Raw genomic sequence first — 26,724 nt, 5'->3', positions numbered from 1 at the left:
ACTCTATGAAAGAAACAAACGGCCATCAACCTCGGTCTTGCACCTTAGCTTCAGCCAGGCCGGAAATGCCCAGGCCAGGGGCCTCCGGCAACACCACAGTCGCCCCGTCGTAGCGGATCCCGCCCTGCACCGGCGACCAGGCCAGCCACCAGCCGGCGTCCAGGTCCGCCACGGCCGTGGTGCCGTACGCCGCGACCAGGCTCGCCGCCGCGCCGATGCCCACCTGACTCTCCATCATCGACCCGACCACAGTGCCCAGGCCGTGCGCGGCGGCCAGCTCCAGCAGCGTGCGCGCCGGCTGCAGCCCGCCGCACTTGGCCAGCTTGACGTTCACCATGTCGGCGGCCCGGCGACGGATCACCTCCACCAGGTCACGCACCCCGAAGACCGCCTCGTCGGCGAGGATCGGCACGGACACCCGGTCGCTGACCCACGCCAGACCGTCCAGGTCCCAGCGCGCCACCGGCTGCTCGACCAGTTCCACGTCGAGGCCGGCGTCCTCGATACCCCTGATCACCCGTACCGCCTCGCGGGGCGTCCACCCCTGGTTGGCGTCCAGCCGGATCCGGACCCCGGCGCCTACCGCCGCGCGGACCGCCCGTACCCGGTCCAGGTCACCTGCCGCGTCGGTGCCCACCTTCATCTTGAGCACGCCGAAACCGTCGGCCTGCCGCTGCCGCGCTGCCGCCGCCAGGTCGACCGCGTCGCCGGCCGCGAGGGTCACGTCCGTCGGGACCCGCAGCGCCGTGCCACCCAGCAGACGCACCAGCGGTACGCCCAACCGCCGGGCGGCCAGGTCGTGCAGCGCCACGTCCACAGCCGCCTTCGCGGCCTCGTTGCCGACCACCGCCCGCTGCACCTGCGCGCAGCGGGCCACCAGGTCGTCCGGGTCACGGCCGATCAACAGCGGCCCGAGCAGCTCGCGCACGCACGCCTGGGAACCGGCGACCGACGCCCCGGTGACCTGCCAGACCTGCGGCGCCTCGCCGAAGCCTGAACGGCCGTCCGCGTCGACGAGTTCGACGACCAGGGTGTCGACAGTCGTGGTGCGGCGCAGCGCGGTGACGAACGGGGTGTGTAAGGGGGCGGAAACCCGGTGGGTGCGTACCGCCGAGATCGTCATGTGGGGCACCCTATACGCAGACTGGCGGCGGAGGGGGAGACCGATGACCGGGCGGGACTGGGAGCTGGTGGGCGCGCCGAACGCCCGTGACCTGGGTGGCCTGCCGGGCGCCGACGGCCGGCGGGTACGCGCCGGACGGCTGATCCGTACCCCCGCGCTGGGCCGCCTCACCGACGAGGACCTGCCGGTGCTCGCGAAGCTCGGACCGGCCTGTGTGCTGGACCTGCGGGACTCCTCGGAGGTCGCGGTCGCCCCGGCCGACCGGCTGGCCGGCGAACCGCGGCTGGTGCACCTGCCGGTGCACGACCCGGAACACCCCGTCTTCACGTACGTCTCGGCGGTGCTGCTCGGCCACGACCTCGACGCGTACGCGGAGCTGGCCCGGCAGGGCACGGCCGGGGCGATGGCCCAGATCTACAGGTGGTTCGTCACAGGTGAGTCGGCGCGGGTCGGCTTCGCCGAGGCGGTGCGGCTGGCCACCCGGCCGGAGAACCTGCCGCTGGTCTACCACTGCTCCGCGGGCAAGGACCGCACCGGCTGGCTCACCGTCATCCTGCTGACCGCGCTCGGCGTCGACGAGGCCACCATCCGCGCCGAGTACCTGCGCAACAACGCGCTGACCGAGAGCCTGCGCGCGGTGATCATCGAGGCGATGCGGCGGCGGCAGCCGGAACTGGACGTGGAGGCCGTGCTGCCGGTGCTGGAGGTTCGCGACGCGTACCTCGACGCCGGCTACGACGAGGTACGCCTGGTGCACGGCTCGTTCGACGGCTACCTGCGCGACGGGCTCGGGCTGACCGACGACGTCCTCACGGCGCTGCGGGCGCAACTGCTGGAGTGACAGGCGCGCCGGGCGGTGCCTGCGCGTGGGCCGCCCGGCCGGCGACGATGAGCGCCTGACCCGCCGCGTACGTCGCCATGACCAGCACCGGCGCGCCCGGCGGCTGTGCCACGTCGGCGACCCCGGCGGCGATCAGCAGGTCCGAGCCGAGGAACAGCGCGGCGCCGAGCCCCACCCGCCAGCCCTGCGTGACGGCGGTGGTGGCCATCGCGGCCAACGCGAGCGCGTAGCCGGCCACCGGTACGGCCAGACCCTCGTCGGTCAGTCCCGCCCACATCCAGGCGAGCGCGAGGACGGTCAGCACCGCGTACCCCAGGGGGACCGCGACAAGCGGCGGGCGGCGCAGCGCGGTCGCGGCGCCGCCCCTGGTGAACGCCGCGAGGTAGCACAGATGGGTGCCGAGGAATGAGGCCATGCCGGCGATGAACCAGCCGGTGCCGTCACCCAGCAGGGCCACGTCGCCGCCTGTGGCGAACGCCAGCCCGGCGAGCACCAGCCGGTCCGCCCGGGCGCCACGCTCGACTGTGGACCGCCACAGGTACGCGGCAAGCAGCGGCATGAGCAGCGGCTTGCTGAGCACCTCGGCCAGGTGGTTGTCGGTGGCGTTGGCCAGCAGGTTCGCCGCCGTGACGGCGAGGAAGACGATCAGGATGGTGCGGCTGCGCGGCATCGACGGCTCCGGGGTTGGGGTGCGAGCAGCCTAGCCGCAGCGGCGGTCCCGGTCAGAGCTGGTGACGGGCGGCCCACACCTGCGCCGAGATGTGCGCGAGAAGCAGGCAGGCGTCGTCCTCGACGTCGTCGCCGCCGGCCAGGTCGGTGGTGGTGCAGACGGCGATCAGGTACGGCGGGGCGTCGTCGGGCAGCACCACTCCCGCGCCGTGCCGGACCCCGCGCACCCACCCGTTCTTGTGCGCGATGCGGGTGCCCTCGGGCAGGCCGGCCGCCAGGTCCTCGCGGTGCTCCTGGGCGAACAGGACGTCCAGCATGGCCGCGCAGGCCGCCGGGGACGCGAGGTGGCCGGGGGTGGTGGCCCCGGTGGCCAGCGCGCCGAGCAGGGCGGCCAGGTCCGCGGCGGTCACCTCGTTGGTGATGCCTGCCTCGCGGGCGGCGAAGTCCTCGATGCCCCGCCCGGTGACGCTGGCGCGGGCGCCGACCGCCGCCCACACCTCGGCCACCGCCGGCAGCCCGACGTGCCCGATGACCAGGTTGGTGGCGAGGTTGCTGGACCGCACGATCATCCGGTCGGCGAGCCAGCGCAGCGGCGCGGCGCCGCCGATCCGGTCCCAGACCGCGTCGTCGTTGTCGTAGTGCCTGGCGCAGGAGAAGCGGGGCGCGCCGGGCTGGGCCGAGTCGAACTCGTTGACCACGGGGACCTGCGCGTCCAGGTCCAGGACGCCCGACTCGGCGGCGCGGTGCAGCGCGGCGAGCACCGCCACCTTCATGGTGCTGGCGGCGTAGTGGGCGGCGTCGGCGTGCCGCGTCCAGGTCGGCGGTGCGTCGAGCCGGCCCACGTACGCCGACACGGTGCCGGGCACCCGGTCCAGGTGGGCGTCGAGATCATCCCAGGTCATGCCGGTGACCGTAGCCGATCACCTGCCGGGCGGGCCCGCGTACCCGCGCCGGGAAGCAAACGGGCGCGCCGGCCGCGAGCGGCCGACGCGCCCGGAAGCCGGGTGCCGGTGGGTCAGCCGGCGTGCTTGCGGCGGGCGGCGGCCCGGCCGCGCAGCTGCTGGTCCAGCACCACCTTGCGGATGCGCACCGCGGTCGGGGTGACCTCGACGCACTCGTCCTCGCGGCAGAACTCCAGCGCCTGCTCCAGCGACAGCTTGCGCGGCGGGATCAGCTTCTCGGTCTCGTCGGAGGTCGACGCCCGCATGTTGGTGAGCTTCTTCTCCTTGGTGATGTTGACGTCCATGTCGTCGGAGCGGGAGTTCTCCCCGACGATCATGCCCTCGTACACCTCGGTGGTCGGCTCGACGAAGAGCTGACCGCGCTCCTGAAGGTTGATCATCGCGAAGGCGGTGACCGCGCCCGCCCGGTCGGCGACGAGCGAGCCGTTGTTGCGGGTCCGCAGCTCGCCGAACCACGGCTCGTACGACTCGAAGACGTGGTGCAGGATGCCGGTGCCACGGGTGTCGGTGAGGAACTCGGTGCGGAAGCCGATCAGGCCACGCGCCGGAACCAGCCACTCCATCCGGATCCAGCCGGTGCCGTGGTTGACCAGCTGCTCCATCCGGCCCTTGCGGGTTGCCAGGAGCTGGGTGATCGCGCCCAGGTACTCCTCCGGCGCGTCGATCGTCAGCCGCTCCACCGGCTCGCAGGTCTTGCCGTCGATCACCCGGGTGACCACCTGCGGCTTGCCGACGGTCAGCTCGTAGCTCTCCCGGCGCATCTGCTCGACCAGGATGGCAAGGGCCAGCTCACCGCGGCCCTGCACCTCCCAGGCGTCCGGCCGCTCGGTGGGCAGCACCCGCAGCGACACGTTGCCGATCAGCTCCTTGTCGAGCCGGTCCTTGACCATCCGGGCGGTGACCTTGGAGCCCTTGACCCGGCCGACCAGCGGCGAGGTGTTGGTGCCGATGGTCATCGAGATGGCCGGCTCGTCCACGGTGATCAGCGGCAGCGCCACCGGGTTCTCCGCGTCGGCGAGGGTCTCACCGATCATGATGTCCGAGATGCCGGCGACGGCGATGATGTCGCCCGGGCCGGCGGTCTCGGCCGGCTTGCGCTCCAGACCCTCGGTCATCAGCATCTCGGAGATGCGGACCCGCTGGGTGCTGCCGTCGGTGCGGCACCAGGCCACCGTCTGGCCCTTGCTGATGGTGCCCTGGCGGACCCGGCACAGCGCCAGCCGGCCGAGGAACGGCGAGGCGTCGAGGTTGGTGACGTGCGCCTGCAACGGCGCGCCGTCCTCGTACGCGGGGGCCGGGATGGTGTCGAGCAGGGTGCGGAACAGCGGCTCCAGGGAGGTGCTGTCGTCGGGCACCGAACCGTCGGCGGGCTGGGTCAGCGAGGCGATGCCGTCGCGGGCGCAGGCGTAGACGATCGGGAAGTCGATCTGCTCCTCGTCCGCGTCCAGGTCGAGGAAGAGCTCGTAGGTGTCGTCCACGACCTCCTTGATCCGGGCGTCCGGACGGTCCACCTTGTTGATCACCAGGATGATCGGCATCCGGGCCCGCAGGGCCTTGCGCAGCACGAAGCGGGTCTGCGGCAGCGGGCCCTCACTGGCGTCCACCAGCAGCACCACACCGTCGACCATGGTCAGGCCGCGCTCCACCTCGCCACCGAAGTCGGCGTGGCCAGGGGTGTCGATGATGTTGATGGTGACCGGGTCCGAACCGTCGGCGGGCAGGTAGCGCACGCCGGTGTTCTTGGCCAGGATGGTGATGCCCTTCTCCCGTTCCAGGTCACCGGAGTCCATCACCCGCTCGGTCGTCTCGCCTCGTGCGCCGTACGCGCCGGCCTGCCGCAACATGGCGTCGACCAGGGTGGTCTTGCCGTGGTCGACGTGAGCGATGATGGCGACGTTGCGGAGGTCGGTGCGAAGCTGCATACCCTCTATCCTTCCGCCTGCGCTCGCGCAGGCTGCGTCGGGGTCACCCCCAGGTGCCCCTGATCTCTGGTGAAACCGCTGTGCCGGTCGTTCCCCCGGCTGGCATGCTGGCTCCCGTGTCCCGGGGGCCTGAGTGCACGACCTGCTGACCGCGGTGCAGGGTCTGCCCACTCTGTGGATCTACCTGGTCGCCGCGCTGATCGTGGCGGGCGAGACCGCGGTGATCTTCGGCCTGCTGGTGCCGGGTGAGGCTACCCTGCTGCTCGTCGGCTTCCTCACCTACAACGGTACCTTGCGGCTCGGCCCGGCGTTGGTCGCGATGATCGTCGCGGCTGTCCTCGGTGACGGGCTGGCGTTCCGCGCCGGCCGGCGGTACGGCCCGAAGCTGCGCGCCGGGCTGGGGCACCGGGTCGGGCCGGAGCGGTGGGGTCGGGCCGAGGCCATGCTCGCCCGCCTCGGCGGACGGGGTGTGTTCGCCGCCCGCTGGGTGGCCTTCGCCCGCACCCTGGTGCCCCGGCTGGCCGGCGCGGCAGGCATGCCGTACCGGCGGTTCGCGCCGTGGAACGTCGCCGGCGTGGTGACCTGGGTGGGCGGCTCGATGCTGCTCGGTCACCTGGCCGGTGAGTCGTACGACACGGTCTCCGGCTTCCTGGGCCGTGCCACGGGCGCGGCGCTGGTGCTGCTGGCCGGGCTGCTGGGCGTGGTGCTCGCCGGCCGGTGGCTGGGCCGTAACCCCGACCCGGTGCGCGCGCTGCTCTCCCGCGCCGGCGCGCTGCCCCCGATGCGCTGGCTCAGCGCCCGGTACGGGCTGCTGTTCTTCCTGGTGGCCATGCGGGTCGGGCCGGCCTGGACGCTGCTGCTCAACCTCGCGGCGGGGCTGTTGCTGCTCTTCGCCGCCGGGTTCGCCATCGCCGGTCTGCTCGCCGTGGTGGTACGCAACAGTGGGCTCGCCGCGCTGGACGGGGCGATCGGGGGCTGGTTCGCCGCCCGGCGGACCCCGGACGCCGCCGAGGCCACAGCGGTAGTGGTGTCGCTGGTGCGCGGGTGGCTGTTGATCGTGCTGGTGGCGCTGGTGGCGGCGGTGGTGGCGTGGCGGAACCGGCCGTGGCGGGCCGACCTGCTCAGCGTGGTCGGCACGGTGGGCGCGTTCGTGCCGCTGCTGGTGCTGGCAGTGGTGGCGGAGCTGACCGGGTCGCCCGCGGCGGGGCCTGGCGGACGCGAGTCGGTCCCGTTCCCCACCCAGAACGCGGTGGTCGCGGCGAGCTTCTGCACCCTGGCCTGGCTGGTGTCGCGCAGCGCCCGCTGGCCGGCGGCGGTGGCCGCCTGGACGGCCGCCGCTGCGGGCGTGGTGGGCGTCGGCGGCGCGCGGCTCTACCTCGGGTTGGACACGGCGAGCGGGACCGCGGCGGCGGTGCTGCTCGGGGTGCTGTGGACCGTGGTGTTCGTCGTCGCCTGGGCCACGAGGGACCGGGCGATCAGGGATCGGGAGCAGCCCGTGGAGCCGGTCCGGACGCCGCCGCAGGGGCCTCGGCGGCCTGTCGAACCTTGCTAGGGTGCGGCGACAGTCTCACGGGGGAGGCACGGCGATGGTTCGATGGACAGGTCGGTTGAGCGCCGCGGGGCTCGCCGGGCTCCTCCTGGCGGGCACGCTTGCCGGCTGCGCGGACAAGGGCGACAGCCCGGCGGACCTGGGGGCGCCGGTAGCGGTCACCGACGCCCCGACCGACGTCCCCCTGGACGAGGTGACCGAGGAGCCGACGCCGTCGGCGAGCGCCGTGGCGTCGATGGGCGTCGCGCCCAGCCGCACCGCGTCCCCCAAGCCGACCAGGAAGCCGACCCGGACGACCGGGTCGGCGCCGAAGCCGCGCGCCGTGGCCAAGCCGCCCAGCGAGACAAAGGTCCCGCCGCCGCCGCCGAAGCCGGCTCCGGCATCCTGCAAGCCGAGCTACAAGGGCACCCAGGCGAGCCGGTCGGCGGTGAAGGCGGCACTTACCGACGCCGCCGCGCGCACCTACTGGCCGACCTCGGCACCGGACATCGAGATCCCACTCGAACTGGTCGAGGCCACCGCCTGGCAGGAGAGCGGCTGGCAGTCCAACATCTACGCCTGTGACGGCGGTGTCGGCCTGATGCAGGTGATGTCGGGCACCGCCACCTGGATGAACCAGCGGTTCGAGCAGAGCTACGACATCGACGACTACCGGGACAACGCGTACCTGGGGGCCAACTACCTGGCCTGGCTGACCAAGTACATCGGCGACATGTACTTCGAGTCCGACTTCCGCCTCGACGCCGCCCTGTGCACCTCGGAGCTGGACTCCTGCCTGCTCAACGCCGTCATCGCCGCGTACAACTACGGGCACGCGGCGGTGGCGCAGGAGGGTGAGCCGTTGACCATCCCCAACCCGTCGTACGTGCGCAACGTGCGGGCGTTGATGACCGAGTGCGTCTGCCTGACGTACTGACCGACGGCGGCGGGGCCGTGGCAGTCGCGCCACGGCCCCGCCGTCCGGTTGGTACGCCTGTCAGTCCCGGGCGGCGACCGGCTCGGGTGCCGCCTGGGTGTCCGCGTCGTGGTCCCGCCTGATCCGGCCGGGCCACCAGAAGCGGTCGCCGAGCAGGAACGCCAGCGCCGGCACCAGGACCGTGCGGACCAGCAGGGTGTCGAGCAGGACGCCGATGCAGACGATGATCCCGATCTGGGTCAGCGTGATCAGCGGCAGCACACCGAGGACGGCGAAGACCGCGGCGAGCAGCACGCCGGCGCTGGTGATCACGCCGCCGGTGACCCGCAGGGCGGAGAGCATCCCGTCCCGGGTGCCGGCCGTGCGGGCGTCCTCCCGGGCCCTGGTGACCAGGAAGATGTTGTAGTCCACCCCGAGCGCCACCAGGAACACGAACGCGAGCAGCAGCACCCCGCTGTCCAGTGCCGGGAAGTCCAGCACGTGGTCGAAGAGCAGCCACGCGGCGCCGAGGCTGGCGAAGAACGACGCGATGACCGTGAGCACCAGCAGCAGCGGCGCGAGCAGACCGCGCAGCAGGAGCACGAGCACCGCGCCGACCAGCAGCAGGATGATCGGGATGATCAGCCGCAGGTCCCGGTCGTTGGCCTCGTCTGAGTCGTACGTGGCAGCCACGGTGCCGCCGACGATCGCCCCGGTGGGCGCGTCGGCGCCGTCGACCGCGGGAGGCGCGGAGTCGGGAACGGCGGCGACGGCGTCGCGCAGCGCCTCGATCGCCCGGTCCGAGGCGGCCGTGCCGGGTTCGGCCTCCAGCACCACGTCGACCTGGGCGACGGCCTCACCGGCGTCGCCGGGACGGGCCGAGGAGACGCCGGGCACGCCTGTGGCGGCGTCGGTGACCGCCCGCACCGCGGCCGGGGTGGTGAGCACCGCCACCGGCTGGGTGGTGCCGGCGGGGAACGCCCGGGCCAGGGTCTGCGCCCCGGTGACCGCCTCCGGCTGGGCCCGGAACTGCTCGGTCTCGGACAGGCCGGTGCGGATACCGAGCCCACCAAGCGCGAGGCCGGCGAGCAGCAGGGTGGCCAGCACGGCGACCGGCAGGGGACGGCGTTCCACGGCGGCGCCGAGCCGACCCCAGAGCCGACCCTCGCGGGCCGGGCCGCCGACCTTGGGCACGAACGGCCAGAACAGGCCACGGCCGAAGAGCACGAGCACGGCGGGCAGCACGAACAGCGCCGAGAGCATGGCGAAGACCACACCTGTGGCACAGGCCACGGCCAGTGCCCGGTTCGTCTCCTGCTCGCTGAGCAGGAGGGTCAGCACGCCGAGCACCACGGTGCCGCCGCTGGCCAGGATGGGCTCGGCCGTGCGGCGCAACGCGGCGCGCATCGCCGCGAACCGGTTCTCGTCGCGGCGCAGTTCCTCGCGGTAGCGGGCGATGAGCAGCAGGGCGTAGTCGGTGGCAGCGCCGAAGACCAGCACGCTGGCGATGCCGGTGACCTGCCCGGACTGCAGGGTGATCCCGAACGCCGGCACGATCGTGTCGACCGCGCGCAGGGTGATCTGCTCGGTCGCCGCGACCACGACCAGCGGCACGATCCACAGGAACGGGCTGCGGTAGGTGATCAGCAACAGCAGCGCCACCACGGCGGCGGTCACCGCGAGCAGTGTGATGTCGGCGCCCTCGAAGACCGATGCGAGGTCGGCGGTGAAGGCGGGAGCGCCGGTCACCTCGACCGCGAGCCCCTCGGGCAGCGCCTCAAGCGCGGCGCGGACCTCGTCGACCTTCCCGGTGACCTCCTCCTGGCCGCCGGCGGTGCTCAGCGGCACGGCGACCAGCGCCACCGTGCCGTCCGGGGAGAGCTGCGGGGGACTGACCCGCCCGCCCACCGCGAGGTTGCCCAGTTCACCGGAGCGGGCGGCGACGGCACCCCGGTCGGCCTCGCTCAGCGCGCCGCCGTCGTCGCGGCTGACCACCACGATGGCGGGTTGCACCTCGCTCGACGGAAGCTGGTCCTGCAGGCGTTCCACCTGCGTCGACTGCCACTGCACGGACAGTCCGCTGGCGGAGACCGGCGCCGGATTGTCCGGCCGGGGTAGCCCGAAGACGGCCGCGCCGACGACGATCGCGGCGGCCACGGTGAGCCACGCGGCCAACCGGCCGCGGGCGACTCTGGTGAAGACGGACATCAGGTAGACCCCATGTGTTTCGAGCGCCGAGTATCTTGTTTATCGAGATTATCTCCGGCTGCTCTATGCTGCAACCGGAGGTCGGACGACGGGGAGAAGCGGCACGAGGTGGCAACTCACGGCATGTATCGGCGGCGTGAAACGCGCCGCGCACAACTGGTCGGGGAGATCACCAACAACCTTCGGCGGTACTCGGTGGACGCCCAGCAGGTCGGTCACGCGTTCGCCAACCTGCACGGGCTCAACCCGACCGACCTGCAGGCGTTGATCGCCGTGATGGACGCCGAAATGCTCGGCGACCCGATCACCCCCGGGCGCCTCGGTGAACAGCTCAACCTCTCCTCCGGCTCGGTCACCGCCCTGATCGACAGACTCGAACGGGCCGGGCACATCCGCCGGGACCGGGACACCGCCGACAGGCGCAAGGTGCTGCTGCACTACGCCGACCAGGGCGCCGCGCTGGCCATGGAATTCTTCCGGCCGCTGGGCGCCCGTACCGACACGGTCATGGACCGGTTCAGCGAGGACGAGCTGGAGGTGGTGCAGCGGTTCATGACGGCGATGAGCGAGTCGATCCGTACCCACCGCGACTCGGTGCGCGCCGCCCGACCCGAGCCGCCCCGCCGCCCGACGAGCTGACCGTGCCGCCCCCGTTCGCCGCCCGCCTGGCCAGCGCCGCGCTGCGGCTGCCGGCGACCCGCACCGGACCGGTACGGGTCACCCGCGACATCCCGGTACGCGCCCGTGACGGTGTGGTGCTGCGCACCGACCACTACGCCCCTACCGTTTCCGACGCGCCGACCGTGCTGATCCGCACCCCGTACGGGCGGGGTGGCCCGCTACGCCTGCTCGGGCGGCTGCTCGCCGCACGCGGCCGGCACGCCGTCATCCAGTCCTGCCGGGGCACCGGCGGATCCGGTGGCACCTTCGCCCCGCTGGTGCACGAGCGCGACGACGGGTTGGACACCCTCGACTGGCTGCGCCGCCAACCCTGGTGGGCCGGTGCGCTGGGCATGTTCGGGATCAGCTACCAGGGTTTCGCGCAGTGGGCGCTGGCCGCCGACGCCGGCGACGACCTGCGGGCGATGGTCGCGGTGGTCACCGCCTCGGCCACCCGCGACTCGACGTACGCGGGGGAGTCCTTCGCCCTGGACACGGTGCTGACCTGGGCGGAGCTGCTGCACGCGCAGACCGTGCCGTGGCTGGCCCGGCAGTGGGAGCTCAAACGGGGGCAGCCCCGGCTGGCCGCCGCGCTGGAGCACCTGCCGCTGGCCGACGCCGACCGGGTGGCCACCGGCGTGACCATCCCCTTCTTCCAGGAGTGGCTGCGCCACCACACTCCGGACGCCCCGTACTGGCGGACGCGGGTCTTCGCCGACCGGGTCGCCCGCGTACGGGCACCGGTGCTGATGGTCACCGGCTGGCACGACATCTTCCTGCCCGCCCAGCTCGACGACCACGCCACGTTGCGCGCCGCCGGTGCCCGGGGGCGCCTCGTGATCGGGCCGTGGACGCACGGCAGTCCCGGACTGTTCGTCGCCGCCCTGCGGGAGGGTTTGGCCTGGCTCGACACGCACCTGACCTCGGGGGATCGCCGTCCGGGCGGGTCGGCGGCGCCGGTCCGGCTGTACGTGGGGGGCCGCGGCGGCGGCTGGCGTGACCTGCCGGACTGGCCGCCACCCGCGACGGACACCGCCTGGCACCTGCACCCGGGCGGCGAGCTGGCGACACGTGCGCCGGTGCCGTCGACGCCTGACGAGTTCCGCTACGACCCGGCCGATCCCACCCCGTCACAGGGCGGGCCGCTGCTCGTCGCGAAGCGCGCCGGCGCTGTTGACAACAGGCGCGTCGAGGCCCGACCCGACGTGCTGACGTACACCAGCGCCCCGCTGACCCGGCCGCTGGAGGTCGTCGGGCCGGTACGCGCCGACATCCACGTCCGGGGCGAGCTGCCGTACCTGGATGTCTTCGTGCGACTGTGCGACGTGGACCGCCGGGGCAGGTCCCGGAACATCTGTGACGGGCTGGTCCGGGTCGCGCCCGACCGGTTTCCGGCAGACCCGTCCGGCGCGGCGCGCGTGCCGGTGCCGCTCTGGCCGACCGCGCACCGGTTCGCCGCCGGGCACCGGCTGCGGTTGCAGGTAAGCGGAGGCGCCCATCCGCGCTGGGCGCGTAACCCGGGCACCGGCGAATCCCTCGGCACGGCGGTGACGCTGCGTGCCGGCTGGCGGCAGGTCTTCCATGACCCCGAGCGCCCCTCCGCGCTGATCCTTCCGGTCGTCCACTCTGGCTCCCCGCAACCGTCACGCCTCTGAGCTGGGCATTCGTCCATATAGCGGGCTATGGTTGGGTCAACGCCCGGCGCCGTGCACCAGTAGGCCGGGCTCGCCCGCAAGCCCACACCGCGTACGTGGCGTGACGCCGTGCCCGGCCCCCGTCCATCCGGAAAGGGGGGACCCCATGACCCGGGCCCCGGCGAATCTGTTGGCCCTTCGAACCCTGCTCCTCACCCACCTCGACAACGCCCCCGGACCGGACGACCTGGAGCCGGCGGAGGTCGGCATCGTCGGCGACCCGGCCCACCGCGGCGGGTACCACTGTGGATCCGATCGGGTGGTCACCAACGACTACTCGGTGGTGGAGTCACCCCGGGACCGGGCCGGTCTGACGCTCGACGCGGCGGCGCTCGACGTCGGCGGTTTCGAGGTCCGCTCCGGCGGCGGTACGCACACCCTGGCCAGCTTCTCGCGTTGGTGCGCGGAGCAGTGCGCCGCGAACGCGGCGGACACCAGGGACATCCGCGAGATCATCTACAGCCTCGACGGTAAGACAGTGAAGCGGTGGGACCGGCTCGGCAAGCGCACCAGCGGGGACGGTTCGCACCGCTGGCACACCCACGTCAGCTTCTTCCGCGACGCGATCAAGGCGGGTCGTGACCAGCGACCCCTGTTCCGCCGTTACCTCAGCTCCATCGGACTCCTGGAGGAGAACGACATGACCCCCGAAGAGCACAACTGGCTGGCAACCGTCCACAAGAACCTGACAGTGCTGGACGGCCGCAACCCGATCGGTCAGATCTACACCAGGATGGCGCTGGGCGAGGACGCCACCGCCACCAACTACGTGCCGGCGCACCCGACGCTCAAGACGCTGGGCGCGCAGTTGAGCGCCCTGCAGTCCGCCCTGGCCGCGCTGTCCGGTCGGGACTTCACCGACGAGCCCGCCATCATCCAGGGCGTGCTGTCCGGCCTGACCCCGGAGCGGATCGCGGCGGCCATCCCGCCCACGATGGCCAAGCAGGTGGCTGACGAGTTGGCGCGTCGTCTGGTGGCCTGACCCGGCCATCCGCAACAACTCTTGGGCAAAACCTATTGCGCAAGAGTTGTTGCGGATGTCAGACTGACCGCATGGAGAGCCCGGACGTGCGCCAGGTCACCGACTCGCGGGTCCTCGCGGCGATGGCCCACCCGCTGCGCCGCCGGCTCATGGACGTCCTCAAGGTCCACGGCCCGTCCACGGTCGGGATGCTCGCCGACCGCACCGACCAGGCGCCCGCGAACGTCAGCCACCACCTCAAGGTCCTCGCCGCCGGTGAACTGGTCACCGAGGCCCCCGAGCTGGCCCGCGATCGACGTGAACGGTGGTGGCGGCTCGTCACCAGGGGAGTGCGCTGGTCCAACAGCGACTTCGACGGCGACCCCGGCGCCCGAGCCGTCGCCGACGCGGCCACCTCGCTCAACCTCGACAGGCACGTCGCCCTCGCCCGCGCCTGGCACGCCGCCGACGAGCCGACGCAGGCCGCCTGGCACGACGGCCCGTTCTCCACCGACAAGTGGATGCACCTCACCCCTGAGGAACTGGCCGAACTGAGCCGCGAAATGATCGATCTGCTGGCCCGCTGGGCCGAGCGTCCGCTGCCCGACGACGGCCGCGACCGCCAGCCCGTGTTCGTGTTCGCCCACGGCGTCCCGGCCCGGCCGTGACCGCGACCACCGGCGCCGCCCTCCGTCGCGCCCCAGCGCGCGGCGGGCTGCTGCGGCACCGGGACTTCCGGCTGCTCTGGGCAGCCCAGACCGTCAGCAGCATTGGCAGCAACGTCACCACCGTCGCACTGCCACTTGTCGCAGTGGCCGTCCTCGACGCCGGCACCTTTCAGGTGGCGGTGCTCACCGCCGCGGCCTGGCTACCGTGGCTGCTGATCGGACTCCCCGCAGGGGCGTGGGTGGACCGGCTGCCACGCCGGCCGGTGATGGTGATCTGCGACCTGCTGTGCGCGTTGGCCTTCCTCAGCGTGCCCCTGGCCGCCGCGCTCGATCGGCTCACCGTCGGGCACCTGCTGCTCGTCGCACTCGGCGCCGGCGCCGCGCGGGTCTTCTTCGAAACCGCCAACCAGGTCTACCTGCCCGTCGTGCTGCGCCCCGAGCAACTGCCCGAGGGCAACGCGAAGCTCCAGGCAACCCAGACCGTCAGCTACGTCGTCGGGCCGGGTCTCGCCGGCCTGATCGCCCAGCTCACCGGGGCTGTCGCCGCGCTGCTGCTGGACGCCGTCAGCTTCCTGCTCTCCGCGGCCCTCCTGCTGCGCATCCGCACCGTCGAACCCCGCACGGGCCGTACCGACCGTTCCCGGTCGCTGCGCCGCGACATCGCCGAAGGGCTGCGCTTCGTCATCCGCGACCCGTACCTGCGGGTGCTCACGGTCTTCGGTGCGGCCAGCAACATCGGACTGACCGGCTACCAGGCCGTTCTGGTGGTCTTCCTGGTCCGCGAGCTGCGACTCGCGCCCGGCATGGTGGGTGCCCTGGTCGCGGTCATGAGTGTCGGAGGGATCGTCGGCGCGCTGCTGGCCACCACACTGGCGCGGCGCTTCGGCACCGCACGGGCCATGCTGATCGGGGCGGCCCTGACCGGCCCGCCCGCGCTGCTCATCCCCCTGGCCGCACCCGGTGTGGGCCTGATCTGGCCCGCGCTCGGCGGCGTGCTGATCGGCCTCGGGGTGGCCGTCGGCAACGTGGTCAAGGGCGCCTTCCGGCAGACGTACACCCCGCACCACCTGCTCGGCCGCGTGACAGTGAGCATGCATCTGCTCAACTTCGGCGCCATCCCACTGGCGGCCCTGCTCGCCGGTGCGGTCGGCGCGCGCTACGGCGTCGGCACAGCGATCACGGTGATGACCACCTGGCTGGCCTTGACGCCGATGATTCTGTTGATCGGACCGCTCCGGCGGCGGCGGGACCTGCCCGCCGCCCCGGCGGCGTCTTGAGTGCGCTGCGACGGCGGCCGGAGACCCGGCCGCCGTCACCGGCACGGAGCTACATCGGGCGGACGTTGTCCGCCTGCGGACCCTTCTGCCCCTGGGTCACCTCGAACTCGACCTTCTGGCCCTCGTTGAGCTCCCGGTAGCCGCTCGTCGCGATGGCGGAGTAGTGGACGAACACGTCCGGCCCTCCACCATCCTGCTCGATGAAGCCGAAGCCCTTTTCCGAGTTGAACCACTTAACCGTGCCGGTTGCCATGCATCTCTCCCTGTTCAAAGCGGCTGACCCTCGGCCGTTGACCGATGATCGCCCGTACCTGTTCGACAGTAACGGGCAAACCCCGGATCCGCCGGCCGAAGTGCCGTAGGTCTTTGTGCGAAGTCGGGTGAACTCTGCGCGGCGGCACGTGAAACACGCCCCGCCGACCCTCCGCTGGGGCATGCTTGCGCCGATGAAGGGTGCCACAGCCGCCGCGCTGTCCGTGCTGGAGCGCGAGATCGACGCTCCCGGCGACGGGCTGGACCGGCTCCGGCTCGTGCCCACCCCCTTCGTCCCGGAGGTACGGCTGCACCTCGCCGAAGACGCGATCGTCTGGTGGGCACGGATGGAGGCTGCCGCCGGGCACGCCCTCCCGCCGCCCTACTGGGCCTCCGTCTGGGCCGGCGGTCAGGCCCTGGCCCGCCATTTGCTGGACCATCCCGAGCTCGCCGCCGGCCGGCGGGTGCTCGACCTCGCCGCCGGATCGGGCCTGGTGGCCATCGCCGCCGCGCTGTCCGGCGCCGCACGGGTGGTCGCCAACGACATCGACCCGTACGCCGTGGCCGCCGTCACCATCAACGCCCGGGTCAACCAGGTGAACGTCGACACCACCGGGGACGACCTGCTCGACCAGGCCGGCGCGGAGGCCGACCTGGTGGTCGCCGGAGACGTCTTCTACAGTCGCGCCCTGGCCGAGCGGGTGCTGCCGTTCCTGCAACGGGCCGCCGCCGGCGGTGCCGAGGTCCTGGTCGGCGACCCCGACCGGGGGCACCTGCCCGAGGACCGCCTGACGGTGCTTGCCGACTACCCGGTGCCCACCACCGAACCGTCTGTCGACTCGTCACTACGCCAGGTGCTGGTGCTGCGACCGGCCTGAGGCCGAGGCCACCTCAGGGGCGACCCCGAGGCCGATACCAGGGGACGCTGGGGGACGCGACCGGATGTCCACGGTGGCCCGCCGGCCATAGCGTACGGGACATGACGCAATGGCTTGCCCAGGTCGGAGAGCTGCCCATCCTGCTGCTGATGGGGGCGCTCGGGGTCGTCATGCTCTTCGACGCCGTACCGCTGCTGGGCGTCCTCATCCCCGGCGACGTGGCGATCCTCGCCGCGGTCGGGGTGGGCCGTCCCACCACCGGGCTCGCCACCTTCGCCGCCGTGCTCGCCGGGTGTCTCGCCGGCTGGTCGCTGAGTTTCCTCGTCGGCCGCCGGTACGCCGAGCGGCTGCGGCGCAGCCGGGTCGGCGACTGGATCGGCGAGGCCCGCTGGAGCGCGGCGGAAGGGATCCTGCGTCGCGGCGGTGGCCGGATGATGGTCGTCGCGCCGTTCCTGCCGGTGTTCAACGCTCTGCTGCCGCTGGCCGCCGGTGGACTGCGCATGTCGTACCGCAGGTTCCTCGGCTGCGCGACCGTCGGCGCCGCCGCCTGGGCCGGTCTCTACCTCGCGCTGGGCACCGCGTCGCGGTCCCTGGCCGGCCTGCTCCCCGGCGAGCCCAGCCCCCTGCTGGTCACGATGGGGGTGGGTCTGGTGCTGGCCTCGGTCGTGCTGCTGGGGGCTCGGCGTCGGTTGTTCGCTGTCGCTGGCTGAGTCTCTGGTTGGCGGGGGCCTGCCGTGCCCGGCTCCGGGCGGTCAGGCTTGATCCCTGCGCCGGGCACGGCAGGCCCCCGCCCCGTCGTGGTGGCGGCTCGTCCGGTGGTTCCGCGACCTACCGACCGGGGTGTTGATCTTGTCAATCGGTTACCAGCCGCGGGCCTTCCACTGGGGCAGGGCCGGGCGCTCGGCTCCCAGGGTGCTGTCCCTGCCGTGGCCGGGGTAGAACCAGGTGTCGTCCGGAAGCTTGTCGAACACCTTGTGCTCGACGTCGTCGATCAGCGCGGCGAAGCGCTCCGGGTCCTTGTCGGTGTTGCCGACCCCGCCGGGAAAGAGGCTGTCGCCGGTGAAGAGGTGCGGGGTGCCGGCCGGATCGCGGTAGAGCAGCGCGATCGAGCCCGGGGTGTGCCCCTTGATGTGGATGACCTCCAACGCGCAGTCGCCGACCGGCACGGTGTCGCCGTCGGCGAGCCGCTCCGCCTCGATCGGCAGCCCCTCCGCGTCGTCGGCGTGCACGAGCGCCCGCGCGCCGGTCTTGGCCACCACCTCCTCCAGCGCCACCCAGTGGTCCATGTGCTGGTGGGTGGTCACCACCGCGGTCAGCCCACCGTCACCGATCAGCTCCAGCAGCCGGGGCGCCTCGTTGGCGGCGTCGATCAGCACCTGGTCGCCGGTGCCCGTGCAGCGCAGCAGGTAGGCGTTGTTGTCCATCGGACCCACCGACAGCTTGCTGATCGTGAGCCCGTCCAGCTCTCGTACCGCCGGCGCGCCACCCTGGGTGACATCTCCGCTGTAGGTCATGAGGTTTCTATATCCATTCCGGTGGAGTGGGCAGGGGACCGTCGGGGGTGACGGAGAGCGTGTCGCCGCCGCCACGGCCGATCAGCCAGGCGGCCAGGTCGGGGGCGGAACCGGAGACGACAGGGGCGTCGGCCCGGCCGCCGATGACCACCTCGTGCCGGCTCCCGTCGACGCGGAGCACCAGCGACGGCGGTGCCGCCCCCGTCGCGTGATGACTGGCGGCCTCCCGCAGCAGTCGGTGGGTGAACGCCTCCGACCAGTCGGCGGCGCCGTAACCGGCGGCCAGATCGAGATGGTGCACCTCGATCTCCCGCAGACGGCCCCAGACGAGCAGAGCGGCCGGCCACGGGCCCCGCCGTGCCTGCACCGTCGCCGCCCACGCCTCGACAGGCATGGCCGCGACCGCCTCGGCGAACAGGTCAGCGGTCCGCCGCAGGTCGTCCAGCTGCGCGGCGGGTGGCCGGCCCGAGCCGGACTCGATGTCCGTCGTACGGGCCGCCGGGGAGGCGTACATCGGCACCGGCTCGCCGGTGCGGGCCGAGGTGAGCAGGTTGACGAAGCCGTCGGCGTTGCGCGCCAGGTGGGCCAGCACGTGCCCCCGCGTCCAGCCCGGCAGCAGCGAGGCGCCCGCCAGGTCGGCGGCGTCGAGGGAGGCCGCGGTGCGCAGCAACCGATCGGTGGCGGCGTCCACCTCACCCATCAGCAGCAGCGGATCCGTGGTCACCCGTAGACCCTAACGGTGATCCGGTCACACAGTCGCCGGGGAAATCGCTTTCGGCGCGTCGGCGCGCGACCTACCGTCAGCGGCAGATGCGGCACCGGGACGTCGGACGGAGGTGGTGATCATGCCGGACGTGGCACGCGTGTACCGCCATCACCAGCTTCGACACCGATGAGGATGCCATGACGATCGACCTGACCGCCCTCGGCTGGGACGCCGAGCGCGCGGCGTACGCCGCCACCCGCGACGAGTACCGACCGGGCCGGGTGGCCCGGGCGGACCGGGGGGTCTGCACGGTGCTCACCGCGTCCGGCCCGGTCCGGGCCAGCCTGGGCGGGACGGTGCTGGCCGCCGCCGCCCGGGACCCCTCCGCGCTGCCCTGCGCGGGCGACTGGGTGCTGCTCGGCCACTGGCCCGACGGCCGGGTCACCATGGAGGCGGTGCTGCCGCGACGGACCGCGCTGGTCCGCCGTACCGCCGGCAAGGACGCCAGCGGCCAGGTGCTCGCCACCAACCTCGACACGGCCGCCGTCGTCGAGCCGGTGCACCCGGAGCCGGACGTCGGCCGGATCGAGCGACTGCTCTCCCTGGTGTACGAGTCCGGGGCGCGGCCGCTTGTCGTGCTGACCAAGGCCGACCTCGCGGCCGACCCGGCCGCGCTGGCCCGGCAGCTCGCCGCTGTCGCCCCCGGGGTGCCGGTGCTTCCGGTCAGCGCCGAGGCCGGCGCCGGGCTCGACCGGCTGCGCGACGAGGTGGCGCCGGGGCGCACCCTCGGCCTGCTCGGGCCGTCCGGCGCCGGCAAGTCGAGCCTGGTCAACGCCCTCGCCGGCGCGGTGATGATGCCGACGCAGGCGATCCGGCGGGTGGACGGCAAGGGGCGGCACACCACCACCTGGCGGGCACTCGTACCGATCCCCGGCGGCGGGGCGGTGATCGACACGCCCGGCGTACGGGCGGTCGGCCTGCTCGACGGCGTGGCCGGGCTCGACCGGGCGTTCGCCGACATCGCCGGGTTGGCGCAGGGCTGCCGATACGCCGACTGCGGGCACGGCGGCGAGCCCGCGTGCGCCGTCCGGGATGCGCTGCGCAGTGGTGAGCTCTCCACCCGGCGGTGGGAGAGCTGGCGGCGGCTGCAGGGTGAGGTGGCGCACGAGAGTCGACGCCGCGAGGCGCGGCTCGCCGCCGAGCGGCGTGGCGGATGGCGTTCGGCCCGACGGCGAGCGGCCCGGCCACCGGCGCCCGGGGGCTACTGACCCCGGCGCGTGGTGAGGGCTCGCGGGGCGCGGCCGACCGGGCTGAGCTGGGGGAATGTGCGGGCGGGGGAAACTGTCGTACCTCGGGGCTAGAGTTGCCGAGGCGCGTTCTCCGCGCCCGCACGACCGCTCCGAATCACTCCAGAGCGGGACAGATCCTCCGCTTCGTCTTCTCCCGGGAGTACACGCACCGTGGCCGACCGACTGATCATCCGTGGCGCGCGCGAGCACAACCTGCGTGACGTCAGTCTCGACCTGCCCCGGGACGCGCTCATCGTGTTCACCGGGCTGTCCGGGTCGGGCAAGTCGAGCCTGGCCTTCGACACGATCTTCGCCGAGGGGCAGCGCCGCTACGTCGAGTCGCTCTCGTCGTACGCCCGGCAGTTCCTCGGTCAGATGGACAAGCCCGACGTCGACTTCATCGAGGGGCTGAGCCCGGCCGTCTCGATCGACCAGAAGTCCACCTCGCGTAACCCGCGGTCGACAGTGGGCACCATCACCGAGGTCTACGACTACCTGCGCCTGCTGTACGCCCGCATCGGCGAGCCGCACTGCCCGGTCTGCGGCGAGCGGATCTCCCGGCAGAGCCCGCAGCAGATCGTCGACCGGGTCCTCGCGATGGCCGAGGGCACCAAGTTCATGGTGCTCGCCCCGGTCATCCGCGGCCGCAAGGGCGAGTACGTCGACCTCTTCGCCGAGTTGCAGGCCAAGGGCTACGCCCGCGCCCGCGTCGACGGCGTGGTGCACCCGCTGACCGAGCCGCCGAAGCTCAAGAAGCAGGAGAAGCACACGATCGAGGTGGTGATCGACAGGCTCACCGTGAAGCCGAGCGCCAAGCAACGGCTCACCGACTCGGTCGAGGCCGCGCTGGGCCTGTCCAGCGGCCTGGTGCTGCTCGACTTCGTCGACCTGCCGGAGGACGACCCGGACCGCGAGCGCCGCTACTCCGAGCACCTCGCCTGCCCCAACGACCACCCGCTCGCCATCGAGGATCTCGAGCCCCGGGTCTTCTCCTTCAACGCGCCGTACGGCGCCTGCCCGGAGTGCACAGGCCTGGGCACCAAGAAGGAGGTCGACCCGGAGCTGCTGGTCCCCGACCCGGAGCGTTCCCTGCGCGAGGGCGCCATCCAGCCCTGGTCCACCGGGCACAACCTGGAATACTTCCTGCGCCTGCTGGAGGCGCTCGGCGAGGCGCAGCACTTCGACGTCGACACCCCGTGGCGGGCGCTGCCGGCGCGGGCGCAGAAGACGATCCTGCACGGCTCCGACGACCAGGTGCACGTGCGCTACCGCAACAAGTACGGCCGTGAGCGCTCCTACTACACCGGCTTCGAGGGTGTGGTGCAGTGGATCGAGCGCCGGCACTCCGACACCGAGTCCGAGTGGTCCCGCGACAAGTACGAGGGCTACATGCGCGACGTGCCGTGCGCGGCGTGCGGCGGCGCCCGGCTCAAGCCCGAGGTGCTCGCCGTCACCCTCGCCGGCAAGAGCATCGCCGAGGTCTGCAACCTGTCCGTGGGGGAGTGCGCCGACCTGCTCGCCGGCATCGAGCTGACCGACCGGCAGAAGATGATCGCCGAGCGGGTCCTCAAGGAGATCAACGCCCGGCTGCGGTTCCTGCTCGACGTCGGCCTGGACTACCTGTCCCTGGACCGGCCGGCCGGCACCCTGTCCGGCGGCGAGGCGCAGCGCATCCGGCTGGCCACCCAGATCGGCTCCGGCCTGGTGGGCGTGCTCTACGTGCTCGACGAGCCGTCGATCGGCCTGCACCAGCGCGACAACCACCGGCTCATCGAGACCCTGATCCGGCTGCGCGGGCTCGGCAACACGCTGATCGTGGTCGAGCACGACGAGGACACGATCCGTACCGCCGACTGGATCGTCGACATCGGGCCCGGCGCGGGTGAGCACGGCGGCAAGATCGTGCACAGCGGCTCGGTGCCGGCGCTGCTGAAGAACAAGGAGTCGATCACCGGGGCGTACCTGTCCGGGAAGCGGTCGATCCCGACGCCGACGTCGCGTCGCCCGCAGGACGCGTCCCGCGAGCTGGTGGTGCACGGGGCGCGGGAGCACAACCTGCGCAACCTGACAGTCGGGTTCCCGCTGGGTCAGCTGATCGCCGTCACAGGCGTCAGCGGCTCGGGCAAGTCGACGCTTGTCAACGACATCCTCTACGCGGTCCTGGCCAACCAGATCAACGGCGCCCGGCTGGTGCCGGGCCGGCACACCCGGGTCTCCGGTCTGGAGCACGTGGACAAGGTCGTCGGGGTGGACCAGTCGCCGATCGGCCGGACGCCCCGCTCCAACCCGGCCACCTACACCGGTGTCTGGGACCACGTCCGCAAGCTCTTCGCCGAGACCACCGAGGCCAAGGTGCGGGGGTACGGGCCCGGGCGGTTCTCGTTCAACGTCAAGGGCGGTCGCTGCGAGGCGTGCTCCGGCGACGGCACCATCAAGATCGAGATGAACTTCCTGCCCGACGTGTACGTCCCCTGCGAGGTCTGCAAGGGCGCCAGGTACAACCGGGAGACCCTCGAGGTGCACTACAAGGGCAAGACCGTCTCGGACGTGCTGGAGATGCCGATCGAGGAGGCCGCCGAGTTCTTCTCCGCCATCCCGGCCATCCACCGGCACCTCAAGACCCTTGTCGACGTGGGCCTGGGCTACGTACGTCTCGGCCAGCCGGCGCCGACCCTCTCCGGCGGCGAGGCGCAGCGGGTGAAGCTCGCGTCCGAGCTGCAGAAGCGTTCCACCGGGCGGACGGTCTACGTGCTCGACGAGCCGACCACAGGTCTGCACTTCGAGGACATCCGCAAGCTGCTGATGGTGCTCGAGGGTCTGGTGGACAAGGGCAACACGGTGATCACCATCGAGCACAACCTCGACGTGATCAAGACGGCCGACTGGCTTATCGACATGGGTCCCGAGGGTGGTCACCGGGGCGGCACGGTGCTCGCCACAGGCACCCCTGAGGAGGTGGCCGAGGTGGCCGAGAGCCACACCGGTCAGTTCCTGCGCCAGGTGCTCAAGCTCGACGGCGAGGCCAAGGGCGCGGCAGCCGCCACCACACGAGCCGCCAAGGCCAACGGTGTGACGAAAGCGCGGGCCAGCCGCAAGGTGCCAGCCGCCGCGCGCTGACCCCGGTCGGGCATCGTCAGTTTTGAACGGGGCGGGTCCGGTCGGGCCCGCCCCGTCCGCATTTCCCGGGTCGGACAGGCGGCACGGTGAACCATCCGGCACAGTTGCCCGTGTGAAGAAGTGTGGCCGGCTTCCGACGCGGCGCAGTGGGCTAGAGAGAGGCGAGGCATGAGTGACGATCAGGCGCTGACCGGTCCGGGTACGCAGACCCGTCGGGCCCTGCTCACCGGCGTCGGGGCGGTCGGCGCGGCCGTCGTCCTGGCCGCCTGCGGCAGCGACGACGGTGGTGAGGGCGCCGCCCCGACCAGCGGCGGCCCGGCCGTGCCAAGCACCGGCGACGCGGGCGGCGGCGACAGGCAGAATGCCCAGTCGCTGGCCACCACGAACGACATCCCGGTCGGCGGTGGCAAGGTCCTCGCCGCCGAGGGCGTGGTGATCACCCAGCCCACCGCCGGTCAGTTCAAGGGCTTCAGCCCGATCTGTACGCACCAGAACTGCCCGGTGACGAACGTCGACGGCGGGACCATCAACTGCACCTGCCACGGCAGCAAGTTCTCGATCGAGGACGGCTCGGTGAAGGCCGGCCCGGCCACCAAGCCCCTGCCGCCGAAGGACATCAAGGTCACCGGCGACCAGATCTCCCTCGCCTGACCGGCCGCGCCCCCGGCAGTACGCCGCCACCGGGTCGACACGTCCTGCGGGAACCCGAGTCGATCAAGTGGTTGCGGTGGCCTGTCGGGGGCGCGGACTAGGCTTGCTGACGTGGCTGACCCCTCGACCTACCGCCCCGCACCCGGCACCATCCCGGAGCTACCGGGGGTCTACCGCTTCCGCGACGGTACCGGCCGGGTGATCTACGTCGGTAAGGCGAGAAACCTGCGCAGCCGGCTCAACTCCTACTTCGGCGACATCTGGAACCTGCACGAGCGCACCCGGCAGATGGTCACCACCGCCGAGTCGGTGGACTGGATCACCGTCGGCACCGAGGTCGAGGCGCTCCAGCAGGAGTTCACCTGGATCAAGCAGTACGATCCCCGGTTCAACGTCCGATACCGCGACGACAAGTCGTACCCCTATCTGGCGGTGACCCTCAACGAGGAATACCCCCGGCTCCAGGTGATGCGCGGCGCCAAGCGCAAGGGGGTGCGCTACTTCGGTCCGTACTCGCACGCCTGGGCCATCCGGGAGACCCTCGACCTGCTGCTGCGGGTGTTCCCCGCCCGCACGTGCTCAGCCGGGGTGTTCAAGCGGGCCGGCCAGGTCGGCCGTCCCTGCCTGCTCGGCTACATCGGCAAGTGCTCGGCGCCGTGCGTCGGCACCGTCTCGGCCGACGAACACCGCGCGATCGTGGACGGGTTCTGCGACTTCATGGCCGGACGCACCGACACCATGGTCCGCAAGATCGAGCGCGAGATGACCGAGGCGAGCGAGCAGCTGGAGTTCGAGCGGGCCGCCAAACTGCGCGACGACGTGGCCGCGCTGCGCCGCGCCATGGAGAAGCAGACAGTGGTGCTCGGTGACGGCACCGACGCCGACGTGGTCGCGTTCGCGGACGACCCGCTCGAGGCGGCCGTGCAGGTCTTCCACGTCCGCGACGGCCGGGTCCGGGGGCAGCGCGGCTGGGTGGTGGAGAAGACCGAGGACCTGACCACCGGCGACCTGGTGCACCACTTCTGCACCCAGGTGTACGGCGGTGAACACGGCGAGGCCGACGTGCCCCGGGAGCTGCTGGTGCCCGAGCTGCCCGCCGACGCCGACGCACTCGCAGAGTGGCTCACCACCCACCGGGGCAGCCGGGTGTCGCTGCGGGTGCCGCAACGCGGCGACAAGCGCGCCCTGATGGAGACGGTCGAGCGCAACGCCAAGGACGCGCTGGCCCGGCACAAGCTCAAGCGGTCCGGTGACCTCACCACTCGGGGCAAGGCCCTGGACGAGATCAGCGAGGCGCTGGGCATGCGCACCTCGCCGCTGCGCATCGAGTGCTTCGACATCTCCCAGATCCAGGGCACCGACGTGGTGGCCAGCATGGTGGTCTTCGAGGACGGGCTGCCCCGCAAGAGCGAGTACCGGCGGTTCATCGTCCGTGGCGCCACCGACGACCTCTCCGCGATGTCCGAGGTGCTGCGCCGTCGCTTTGCCCGCTACCTGGACGCACGGGCGGAGACGGGCGAGGTGGGCGTCGAGTCGGCCGACGACCCGGTCACCCCGGATGACGCGGCTGAGCCGCAGGTCGGCGTGCTGATCGATCCGACCACCGGCCGGCCGCGGAAGTTCGCGTACCCGCCACAGCTGGTGGTCGTCGACGGCGGTGCACCGCAGGTCGCGGCCGCCGCGCAGGCCCTCGCCGACCTGGGCATCGACGACGTCGCGCTGTGCGGGCTGGCCAAGCGACTGGAGGAGGTGTGGCTCCCCGACGACGAGTTCCCGGTCATCCTGCCCCGCACCTCCGAAGGGCTCTACCTGCTGCAACGGATTCGCGACGAGGCGCACCGCTTCGCCATCACCTTCCACCGGCAACGCCGCTCCAAGCGGATGACCGAATCGGCACTGGACCACGTACCAGGCCTGGGCGAGGTGCGGCGCAAGGCACTGCTGCGGCACTTCGGGTCGCTCAAGCGGCTCTCCGCCGCCACCGTCGACGAGATCACCGAGGTGCCCGGGCTGGGCCGGCGCACCGCCGAGGCGATCCTGGCCGCCCTCGACAACGACACGAAGACCGACGAGAGCGCGGACGCGACCCCCAACACCTGACGCCCGCGCGCCCCTCGGCGGCAAGTCGCGGCACGCATGATCGTGCTCGATCCAGGTTGTAGTGGCCTCATCGGCACCGGATGGGGCCTTTTTCCTGGATCCAGCGTGATCTTGGAGCTCCGCGGCGTCCCTGGCATCCCGGTGACGGCGTCCGGTATCGCCCGCCGCCCGCCGCCCACCGCGCCGCCCGCCGCCCACCGCGCCGCCCGCCGCGCCGCCCGGCCCACCGCGCCGCCCGGCCCCCGGCAGCCCCGCCGACCCGCTGCCCGCCACCCGGGTTAAGATCCGCGCAGCTTCGGGGAACTTGCTGCCTCGCCGCGTTCTGAGGCAGCAAGTTCCCGGAAAGTGCGCGCATCGTGGATTGACCGCGCCCGGGGATTCGGGTGCGATGTCCGGTTCGGCGGGTCCGCCTGTGGTGGGCGCTGTCGAGTCTGGGTGTCAGTGTCCCGTGGTCGGTGCCACCCGGGCGGCGGAATCGTGGGCCGGGCGGGGTCGTTATACCTGGCATGCCACCGCGACTTTCGGGTCGTCAGGCGGGGGCGCACCGGCCGGGAACATCCGCCGGGCCGCCCCGGTTACATCCCCCGCAACGCCCGAGCAGGTCCCCCCGAGGATCGCCGGCGTTTGTCGCGAGACTTTCCCGCACGCTCGCCGCACCCCCCTTGTGACGTGCCGTGCGGACACCCCCGACATGCAGAGGAGCACGCCATCATGCGTACCGATCTGATCCGTAAGACCGCTCTGACCGCCGCTGGCCTCGCGTTCACCGGTGGCGCCATCGCCGGACC

22 protein-coding genes are annotated in these 26,724 nt (G+C 72.3%); 14 read left to right on the top strand and 8 right to left on the bottom strand.

The features are described 5' to 3' along the window. Positions 1-25: 25 nt before the first annotated feature. Positions 26-1,123 (bottom strand): dipeptide epimerase, encoded by a 1,098-nt coding sequence (locus ACFY1S_RS28810; protein WP_364362700.1) that lies wholly within the window; start codon positions 1,121-1,123, stop codon positions 26-28. 43 nt (positions 1,124-1,166) lie between these two features. Here ACFY1S_RS28810 and ACFY1S_RS28805 point away from each other — a divergent pair, with 43 nt between their 5' ends. Next, positions 1,167-1,964 carry a tyrosine-protein phosphatase gene (locus tag ACFY1S_RS28805; protein WP_387123995.1) on the top strand — a complete coding sequence of 266 codons (798 nt, stop codon included), beginning with the start codon at positions 1,167-1,169 and terminating at the stop codon, positions 1,962-1,964. On the opposite strand, the gene ACFY1S_RS28800 is transcribed toward ACFY1S_RS28805, so the two are convergent. The 3 genes from ACFY1S_RS28800 to typA all read right to left on the bottom strand — a co-directional run bounded on the left by ACFY1S_RS28800 (position 1,933) and on the right by typA (position 5,517). Next, positions 1,933-2,634: a lysoplasmalogenase gene (locus ACFY1S_RS28800; RefSeq protein WP_387123993.1), complete on the bottom strand. Its 702-nt coding sequence runs from the start codon at positions 2,632-2,634 to the stop codon at positions 1,933-1,935. The two genes, ACFY1S_RS28805 and ACFY1S_RS28800, sit on opposite strands and share 32 nt — an antisense overlap. Positions 2,635-2,686: 52 nt before the next feature. Beyond that, positions 2,687-3,535 carry a serine hydrolase gene (locus tag ACFY1S_RS28795; protein WP_387123991.1) on the bottom strand — a complete coding sequence of 283 codons (849 nt, stop codon included), beginning with the start codon at positions 3,533-3,535 and terminating at the stop codon, positions 2,687-2,689. A gap of 113 nt (positions 3,536-3,648) precedes the next feature. Next, positions 3,649-5,517 (bottom strand): translational GTPase TypA, encoded by a 1,869-nt coding sequence (gene typA, locus ACFY1S_RS28790; protein ID WP_203176814.1) that lies wholly within the window; start codon positions 5,515-5,517, stop codon positions 3,649-3,651. A 133-nt stretch (positions 5,518-5,650) separates the two neighbouring features. Between typA and ACFY1S_RS28785 the strand changes: the two genes are divergently transcribed. After that, positions 5,651-7,069, top strand: a complete 1,419-nt coding sequence (locus ACFY1S_RS28785; RefSeq protein ID WP_387123989.1) for a DedA family protein — start codon at positions 5,651-5,653, stop codon at positions 7,067-7,069. Between the two features lie 34 nt (positions 7,070-7,103). Further along, a complete protein-coding gene (locus tag ACFY1S_RS28780) occupies positions 7,104-7,982 on the top strand; it encodes a transglycosylase SLT domain-containing protein (RefSeq protein ID WP_387123987.1) in 879 nt (292 codons plus the stop codon). 60 nt (positions 7,983-8,042) lie between these two features. Here the strand turns inward: ACFY1S_RS28780 and ACFY1S_RS28775 are convergent, their stop codons facing one another. After that, complete coding sequence (locus ACFY1S_RS28775) at positions 8,043-10,169, bottom strand: MMPL family transporter (RefSeq protein ID WP_387123985.1); 2,127 nt, start codon at positions 10,167-10,169, stop codon at positions 8,043-8,045. Positions 10,170-10,292: 123 nt separating this feature from the next. On the opposite strand from ACFY1S_RS28775, the gene ACFY1S_RS28770 reads away from it, so the two are divergent. From ACFY1S_RS28770 to ACFY1S_RS28750, 5 genes are all read left to right on the top strand, one after another. Continuing rightward, complete coding sequence (locus ACFY1S_RS28770; RefSeq protein WP_387123983.1) at positions 10,293-10,808, top strand: MarR family winged helix-turn-helix transcriptional regulator; 516 nt, start codon at positions 10,293-10,295, stop codon at positions 10,806-10,808. 2 nt (positions 10,809-10,810) lie between these two features. Beyond that, positions 10,811-12,484 carry a CocE/NonD family hydrolase gene (locus ACFY1S_RS28765; protein WP_387123981.1) on the top strand — a complete coding sequence of 558 codons (1,674 nt, stop codon included), beginning with the start codon at positions 10,811-10,813 and terminating at the stop codon, positions 12,482-12,484. A gap of 145 nt (positions 12,485-12,629) precedes the next feature. Further along, a complete protein-coding gene (locus tag ACFY1S_RS28760) occupies positions 12,630-13,505 on the top strand; it encodes a hypothetical protein (protein WP_387123980.1) in 876 nt (291 codons plus the stop codon). 71 nt (positions 13,506-13,576) lie between these two features. Continuing rightward, positions 13,577-14,152, top strand: coding sequence for an ArsR/SmtB family transcription factor (locus tag ACFY1S_RS28755; RefSeq protein WP_387123978.1), 576 nt, complete (start codon positions 13,577-13,579; stop codon positions 14,150-14,152). Beyond that, entirely contained in the window at positions 14,149-15,429 is a 1,281-nt protein-coding gene (locus ACFY1S_RS28750) for an MFS transporter (protein WP_387123977.1), read from the top strand. Before ACFY1S_RS28755 ends, ACFY1S_RS28750 begins: the two co-directional genes overlap by 4 nt. 49 nt (positions 15,430-15,478) lie before the next feature. On the opposite strand, the gene ACFY1S_RS28745 is transcribed toward ACFY1S_RS28750, so the two are convergent. Continuing rightward, positions 15,479-15,682: a cold-shock protein gene (locus ACFY1S_RS28745; protein WP_007072071.1), complete on the bottom strand. Its 204-nt coding sequence runs from the start codon at positions 15,680-15,682 to the stop codon at positions 15,479-15,481. Positions 15,683-15,875: 193 nt separating this feature from the next. Between ACFY1S_RS28745 and ACFY1S_RS28740 the strand changes: the two genes are divergently transcribed. Further along, complete coding sequence (locus tag ACFY1S_RS28740) at positions 15,876-16,559, top strand: class I SAM-dependent methyltransferase (RefSeq protein ID WP_387123975.1); 684 nt, start codon at positions 15,876-15,878, stop codon at positions 16,557-16,559. 101 nt (positions 16,560-16,660) lie between these two features. Further along, a complete protein-coding gene (locus ACFY1S_RS28735; protein WP_387123973.1) occupies positions 16,661-17,269 on the top strand; it encodes a DedA family protein in 609 nt (202 codons plus the stop codon). A gap of 150 nt (positions 17,270-17,419) precedes the next feature. On the opposite strand, the gene ACFY1S_RS28730 is transcribed toward ACFY1S_RS28735, so the two are convergent. Together ACFY1S_RS28730 and ACFY1S_RS28725 are read right to left on the bottom strand one after the other, a co-directional pair. Beyond that, the gene (locus ACFY1S_RS28730) at positions 17,420-18,073 is read right to left on the bottom strand and encodes an MBL fold metallo-hydrolase (RefSeq protein ID WP_387123971.1); all 654 of its coding nucleotides are present in this window, start codon (positions 18,071-18,073) and stop codon (positions 17,420-17,422) included. A 7-nt stretch (positions 18,074-18,080) separates the two neighbouring features. Continuing rightward, positions 18,081-18,797, bottom strand: coding sequence for a maleylpyruvate isomerase family mycothiol-dependent enzyme (locus tag ACFY1S_RS28725; protein ID WP_387123969.1), 717 nt, complete (start codon positions 18,795-18,797; stop codon positions 18,081-18,083). 179 nt (positions 18,798-18,976) lie between these two features. Here ACFY1S_RS28725 and rsgA point away from each other — a divergent pair, with 179 nt between their 5' ends. From rsgA to uvrC, 4 genes are all read left to right on the top strand, one after another. Beyond that, on the top strand, positions 18,977-20,047 hold the full coding sequence (gene rsgA / locus ACFY1S_RS28720; protein WP_387123967.1) for a ribosome small subunit-dependent GTPase A: 1,071 nt from the start codon (positions 18,977-18,979) through the stop codon (positions 20,045-20,047). A gap of 192 nt (positions 20,048-20,239) precedes the next feature. Continuing rightward, entirely contained in the window at positions 20,240-23,185 is a 2,946-nt protein-coding gene (gene uvrA / locus ACFY1S_RS28715) for an excinuclease ABC subunit UvrA (protein WP_387123965.1), read from the top strand. A gap of 168 nt (positions 23,186-23,353) precedes the next feature. Then, on the top strand, positions 23,354-23,836 hold the full coding sequence (locus tag ACFY1S_RS28710) for a Rieske (2Fe-2S) protein (protein ID WP_354829679.1): 483 nt from the start codon (positions 23,354-23,356) through the stop codon (positions 23,834-23,836). Between the two features lie 111 nt (positions 23,837-23,947). Continuing rightward, positions 23,948-25,936, top strand: coding sequence for an excinuclease ABC subunit UvrC (gene uvrC, locus ACFY1S_RS28705; RefSeq protein ID WP_387123963.1), 1,989 nt, complete (start codon positions 23,948-23,950; stop codon positions 25,934-25,936). Positions 25,937-26,724 lie beyond the last annotated feature (788 nt).

Source organism: Micromonospora sp. NPDC000663, assembly GCF_042898105.1.
Lineage (GTDB): Bacteria > Actinomycetota > Actinomycetes > Mycobacteriales > Micromonosporaceae > Micromonospora.
The sequence above is the reverse complement of the archived record's forward strand: the minus strand, read 5'-3'. Positions and strand labels throughout refer to the sequence as shown.

What these genes read in the sequence shown, in the direction of transcription:
- ACFY1S_RS28810 (WP_364362700.1), bottom strand. Translation starts at nt 1,123, where the DNA reads ATGACGATCTCGGCGGTACGCACCCACCGGGTTTCCGCCCCCTTACAC.
- ACFY1S_RS28805 (WP_387123995.1), top strand. Translation starts at nt 1,167, where the DNA reads ATGACCGGGCGGGACTGGGAGCTGGTGGGCGCGCCGAACGCCCGTGAC.
- ACFY1S_RS28800 (WP_387123993.1), bottom strand. Translation starts at nt 2,634, where the DNA reads ATGCCGCGCAGCCGCACCATCCTGATCGTCTTCCTCGCCGTCACGGCG.
- ACFY1S_RS28795 (WP_387123991.1), bottom strand. Translation starts at nt 3,535, where the DNA reads ATGACCTGGGATGATCTCGACGCCCACCTGGACCGGGTGCCCGGCACC.
- typA (WP_203176814.1), bottom strand. Translation starts at nt 5,517, where the DNA reads ATGCAGCTTCGCACCGACCTCCGCAACGTCGCCATCATCGCTCACGTC.
- ACFY1S_RS28780 (WP_387123987.1), top strand. Translation starts at nt 7,104, where the DNA reads ATGGTTCGATGGACAGGTCGGTTGAGCGCCGCGGGGCTCGCCGGGCTC.
- ACFY1S_RS28775 (WP_387123985.1), bottom strand. Translation starts at nt 10,169, where the DNA reads ATGTCCGTCTTCACCAGAGTCGCCCGCGGCCGGTTGGCCGCGTGGCTC.
- ACFY1S_RS28770 (WP_387123983.1), top strand. Translation starts at nt 10,293, where the DNA reads ATGTATCGGCGGCGTGAAACGCGCCGCGCACAACTGGTCGGGGAGATC.
- ACFY1S_RS28760 (WP_387123980.1), top strand. Translation starts at nt 12,630, where the DNA reads ATGACCCGGGCCCCGGCGAATCTGTTGGCCCTTCGAACCCTGCTCCTC.
- ACFY1S_RS28755 (WP_387123978.1), top strand. Translation starts at nt 13,577, where the DNA reads ATGGAGAGCCCGGACGTGCGCCAGGTCACCGACTCGCGGGTCCTCGCG.
- ACFY1S_RS28745 (WP_007072071.1), bottom strand. Translation starts at nt 15,682, where the DNA reads ATGGCAACCGGCACGGTTAAGTGGTTCAACTCGGAAAAGGGCTTCGGC.
- ACFY1S_RS28740 (WP_387123975.1), top strand. Translation starts at nt 15,876, where the DNA reads ATGAAGGGTGCCACAGCCGCCGCGCTGTCCGTGCTGGAGCGCGAGATC.
- ACFY1S_RS28735 (WP_387123973.1), top strand. Translation starts at nt 16,661, where the DNA reads ATGACGCAATGGCTTGCCCAGGTCGGAGAGCTGCCCATCCTGCTGCTG.
- ACFY1S_RS28730 (WP_387123971.1), bottom strand. Translation starts at nt 18,073, where the DNA reads ATGACCTACAGCGGAGATGTCACCCAGGGTGGCGCGCCGGCGGTACGA.
- rsgA (WP_387123967.1), top strand. Translation starts at nt 18,977, where the DNA reads ATGACGATCGACCTGACCGCCCTCGGCTGGGACGCCGAGCGCGCGGCG.
- ACFY1S_RS28710 (WP_354829679.1), top strand. Translation starts at nt 23,354, where the DNA reads ATGAGTGACGATCAGGCGCTGACCGGTCCGGGTACGCAGACCCGTCGG.